This is a genomic window from Oleiphilus sp. HI0080 (assembly GCF_001635135.1).
Window position 1 is genome coordinate 1 of sequence record NZ_LWFU01000486.1, and the last position, 2,513, is coordinate 2,513.

2 protein-coding genes are annotated in these 2,513 nt (G+C 46.4%); both read left to right on the plus strand.

Features of this window, described 5'->3' with window-relative positions:
* Window positions 1-2,294, plus strand: a 2,294-nt coding sequence (locus A3751_RS10165) for an EAL domain-containing protein (RefSeq protein ID WP_068455298.1), incomplete at its 5' end; no start/stop codon positions are given.
* A 49-nt stretch (window positions 2,295-2,343) separates the two neighbouring features.
* Window positions 2,344-2,513 (plus strand): chemotaxis protein CheB (locus A3751_RS23880; protein WP_156492367.1); only part of this gene is annotated, 170 nt, incomplete at its 3' end.

Consider the following 2,513-nt stretch of genomic DNA (forward strand, 5'->3'; position numbering starts at 1 on the left):
ACTCGTTGGGCTCCGTGCGCCATAAAGCAGTCGTTGTCCCTATCGTTTTTGAGGATAGCCGCTTAGGCCTTGTATGCCTTACTTTTGATGATAGGGTGCGGCCCCTTTTGCATTTCTGTCAAAGAATGCGCCCTTATTTTTCGCTTTTTGCCAGATGCTTGGCTCAGAATCAATTCCCAAACTTGCATGACGCATGGACCGAAAAAAAAGCAGAAGACGGCGTTGCTTTAAAAGCCTTGCCGCACGTTAGTAATCCCGTTTTTGTCTGTGACCAACGAATGCGAGTTTGCCACCTGAATCCAGCGTCGGAAGTGTTGTTTACTACATCTGAACAAGAGGCTGTCGCTCAGCCGTTGGCAGAATTTATTCCAGAGCGTTTCCCAGATCAACATAAAGCCTTTAATTGTTACCGTTATCCACACAAGGGTGTAGACGCATACAGCGTCTCGGTAAAAAGCAAAACGCAGGGGACTCGGCATCTTCGCTGCCAGTTTCGGCCCTTAATCGTCGATAATCGAGACTACTGGTGGATCGACATACAGGACGTGACAGAGTTTAAACGGGTGTGGGCGGAGCATCAGCATGATGTGAGCCGTTTTAAAACCTTAACTGATTTGAGCCCCTTTGGTATTTTGGAAACGGACAATGAGCTGAAGTTTCGTTACGCAAACCAATTTTGGATGCGGCTGACCCAAATGGGGGATGTAGAGCTTGAAGGGTATGGTTGGTTGCGCATTATTCCGGTTGATGCCATAGAGGGTGTATTGGCTGAACTTGAGACCCGTTGCGAGTCGGATGAATCTTTAGACCTGGTATTTGAATCTCGTGCAACACCTATGTTTGAGCAGAAGTGGTTTCGCATACTTGGTCGTAAGGTTGATGAGGGAGGTATGGTTTTTTGTTTGGAGGACTGCACTGAGGCCCAAGAACAGAGGCATCGCTTGGTTCAGCTCGCGATGAAGGACTCCCTCACAGGCGTGAATAATCGCAACATGTTTCTGGATGAATTGAGGAATGACTTGCAGCTTTTAAGCGAAGAACGAAGCTTTGCGCTGCTGAGTATTGATCTAGATGGTTTTAAAGAAGTGAACGACACCCTTGGTCATGATATGGGTGATTTGGTACTCATTGAGACAGCAAATCGCCTCGAGCGAATTGCAGGTGAAGGGGACGTTCTGGCTCGGATCGGCGGTGACGAGTTTATGCTGCTTTTGAGGTCAGTCAATAGCTTTGCATCTGTCGTTGGTGTGTGCGACAAAATTATTGAGGTGGTGGGTAGAGTTTACCCTCTATCAGATTCTTGTGATATCAACCTTTCCTGTTCGATTGGTGCATTCCTTGCTCCGAAAGGTGGCGCTTTAACCCTTGAGGATACTTTAAAAAGTGCAGATATTGCGTTGTACGATGCAAAGCAGGCGGGAAGAAACCAGTATCAATTCTATTTTGATAAGACATCTCACGCCACCGAAGATCTGATGACTTTCGTCAGGGATTTACGAATGGCGTTTGCACGCAAGCAGTTTGAGGTGCAGTATCAATTACAATATTGCACCGAGCGTGAGGTGTTTTCAGGGATGGAGGCATTGGTGCGCTGGCGTCATCCGGAATATGGTTTGGTCCAGCCAGATAGGTTTATTACGACGCTTGAACGAATCGGAATGATTCTTCCGATGACTGAGTGGGTACTTGAGCAGGCGCTGCAAGCGTTTGTCCAGCTGCGAAAGCAGAGTTTGCCTTGCGAGGACTTCAAGGTGGCGGTAAACATCTCGGCCTTACTGATTCACAATGATGTAATTTTTAATTTGGTCCGCGATTGCTTGCAAAACTACAACGTTGCCGCAGAGAATCTAGTGTTAGAAATTACCGAGACGGCGCTTATATCTGATTTCCAAAGATCTAAAGAGGTCATAGAGAGAATTCGGGCTATTGGTGTGGTGGTCGGCTTGGATGATTTTGGAACTGGGCATAGTCCGCTCACCTACATTTCTGAGCTGCCCGCTGATTGTGTGAAGCTAGACAAGAGTTTTGTCATTGACTCTGATCATAGTCGCAATCAAGCTGTTGTAGAGGCCGTGATTCTGCTTGCTAAGCGGCTTGGAATGACGCTCATCGCTGAAGGAGTCGAGACACATACCGTATTCAACGAGTTGCAGCGTTTGGGTTGCACTCGCTTTCAAGGCTTTTTGATTCACAAGCCATGCTCAATCTCCCTCGTGGAAAAACGAATTCAATGCAAGGCGCTTGAGACCAATGTAATCAATATTGAGTCGGCAGGTAAAAACAACAACAGTTAAAAACGAGAAAAACAAAAAAACGTGGATAACACGCTAAGGAAGGATAATTTTGTCTGTACCAAATTCATCTAGATATTTCATTTCGGTTGGCGCTTCTGCTGGAGGTGTGGAAGCGCTGCAAGTATTTTTTGAGCATGTCGTTAAGGATGGGCGCTCTAGCTATATCGTCATTCAGCATCTATCGCCTGATTATGATTCTATTATGGCGAGCTTGATATC